Consider the following 2,324-nt stretch of genomic DNA (forward strand, 5'->3'; position numbering starts at 1 on the left):
CCCCGCTGGTGCGGGAGCTGTGCGCGGCGACGCCGCCGGACACGGGGTTGGCGGGCTTGGCCTGGGCCGGGCGGCCTCCGCCGCCTCCGCCGCCGTCGCCCCCGCCGCGGGCGCTGTGGGTGTTGATGCCCTGCTTCACCAGGGCCGCGGGCGAGCTGATGACCGCGGCGGCCTGACGGGACGCCGGGTCGGCGCTGGCGCTGCGGGCCTTGACGATCTCGTCGCCGAAGCCGGGCACGAAGCGGTAGATCATCGCGCTGGCGAAGATGGCCAGGATGATGATGGAGAGGCCGGAGACGACGGCCGAGAAGGCGTCGGGCTCGTTACCGGAGGTGGAGAGCGCGCCGGCCAGGGCGAGGACGATCACGATGACCGGTTTGACGAGAATCACCGCGATCATGATCCCGGCCCAGCGGCGGACGTGCCCCCACATGTTCTTGTCGACGAGACCCGCATAGACGGCCGTGCCGAGCAGGGCGCCGACGTAGAGCAGGGCCGCGCGGATGACCAGCTCCAGGCAGAGCACACCGGCCGCGAGGATCGTCACGAGCGACACGACGATGAGCATGATGGGGCCGCCGCCGATGTCCTCGTCCCGCTTGAGGGCCTGGGCGAAGGAGCCGAAGAAGGCGTCGTTGTCGGCGCCGGTGCCGGAGGCGATGGCCTCCGTGACGGCGTCGGTGGCGGTGACGACCGTATAGAGGATGAGCGGGGTGAAGGCGGAGGCCAGGACCGTCAGCCACAGGAAGCCGATGGCCTCGGAGAGCGCCTCACCGAGCGGGACGCCGCGGATGGCGCGCTTGGCGACGGCGAGGAGCCAGAGGATGAGGGTGAGGACGGTTGAGGCGGCGAAGACGACGGCGTACTGGCGGAGGAAGGCCTCGTTCGTGAAGTCGACGTTCGCCGTCTCCTTCACGAGCTTCGAGAGCTTGCCGACGAGCCAGGCGGCGGCGTCGGCGCAGCCGCGGGCCAGGGAGGCGGCGGGGTCGAGGGGGTTTGACGGGTCGGAAGGGGGACCTGAGCTGCCCCCGCCGCCGCCCTTTTCGCAGTTTTCCTTCATCGTGCCGTGGAGGAAGCTGCAGTCCTTGTCGCTGCCCGACGGGCTCGGCGTCGGCGAAGGGGCAGCGGCGGCACGGGTCGCCAGGAGCACGGCGGTGCTCTGAACGGCCGCCAGGATGCCCGTGAGCGCGAGAGCGCGGCGGCGCGGGCTAGCGGGCATACGTGAACCCTCCGTACTGCTCGACTGCCTTGGCGATCTCATCGGCCGTGGAGGCGGTGTTGTCGCTGTTGACGGGGGCGGGACCGTTCTTCTGAGAGAAGCTCTCGGCCTTCCAGTCGCCGTCAGTCCACTTCAGCTTGAGCGTCATGGTGAACCAGTCGTTGGTGACCGGGGTCTTCGATCCCTCACCCGCCGTACCGAACACCCCCGTGCACCACACCGCCACCGTCGCCGTAGTGTTCGTGAACTTTGCGATCTTGGTTCCCATGGGGGCGGCACGCGAGATGTAGGTCATGCCCTCGGGGGCCTTGCCGTTCGCGTCCAGGCCGATCTTCTCCAGGGAATCCGCGGAGTACGCCTTGTCGAGTCTGGTCTGGAGCGGGGCCGCTGCCGTGCTGGTGAAGATCTGGGGCAGGAGCTCGTGGCGGCGCTCGCGGTTGAACATATCCGCGGAGCTCAGCGCCACCGCGTAGTTCGCCGCCGCGCTCTGCGCCCCCTGCTGGGACTTCGGGAAGCCCGACGCGATGCCCGTCGTGCCGTTCTTGCCGGTGACCGGGCGGGTGCCGGTGGGGGCGGTGGGCTGGGCGTCGGCGTTGGTGCCGCCGGAGTCGGCGTCGGACGAGCCGCCGTCGCTCTGGCCGCCGCGGTTGACGAACGCGATGGCGGCGAGGAGCAGGACGACGACCCCGATGACCGTGATCAGGTTGCGGCTCGGCTTGACGGCCCGGCCGGGGCCGCGGCGGGGCGGGCCGTACGGGTCCTCGTCGCCTTCGGGCAGGCGGGTGCGCGTCAGGTGGCCGCCGGAGGCCGTGCCGCGGGTGCGGCCGTCGTCGTGGCCGTCGTAGTCGTAGTCACCGCCGTAGCCGCCGTCGCCGCCGAGACTCATCGCGTGCTCGCCCCTTCAACCGTGCCAACCCTGCCGGAGTCCGTGGTCGGTGTTCCGCCACGCTGGTACGACGGTAGCGGCGTGGACCGACGTGTGGGCGTGGTGGTGTGAGTGGACATCAGACTGACACGACCTCGGCGACGGGGGCGGCGGGTGCGGGCATCAGGAAGCAGCCTCGGGTACGGAGGGTGGGGCCGGTAGGGGGGATCGGGGGCGGAG

2 protein-coding genes are annotated in these 2,324 nt (G+C 71.0%); both read right to left on the reverse strand.

Annotated elements, in window-relative coordinates:
• Positions 1-1,219, reverse strand: a 1,219-nt coding sequence (locus tag EEJ42_RS32150) for a hypothetical protein (protein WP_123105431.1), incomplete at its 3' end; no start/stop codon positions are given.
• The gene (locus EEJ42_RS32155; RefSeq protein ID WP_123105433.1) at positions 1,209-2,105 is read right to left on the reverse strand and encodes a DUF8175 domain-containg protein; all 897 of its coding nucleotides are present in this window, start codon (positions 2,103-2,105) and stop codon (positions 1,209-1,211) included. The genes EEJ42_RS32150 and EEJ42_RS32155, both read right to left, overlap by 11 nt.
• Positions 2,106-2,324: the final 219 nt, after the last annotated feature.

Source organism: Streptomyces botrytidirepellens, assembly GCF_003721215.1.
Classification (GTDB): domain Bacteria; phylum Actinomycetota; class Actinomycetes; order Streptomycetales; family Streptomycetaceae; genus Streptomyces; species Streptomyces himastatinicus.

Bases quoted from the DNA above. Each gene is read 5' to 3' on its own strand.
- EEJ42_RS32155 (WP_123105433.1), bottom strand. From the start codon at position 2,105: ATGAGTCTCGGCGGCGACGGCGGCTACGGCGGTGACTACGACTACGAC.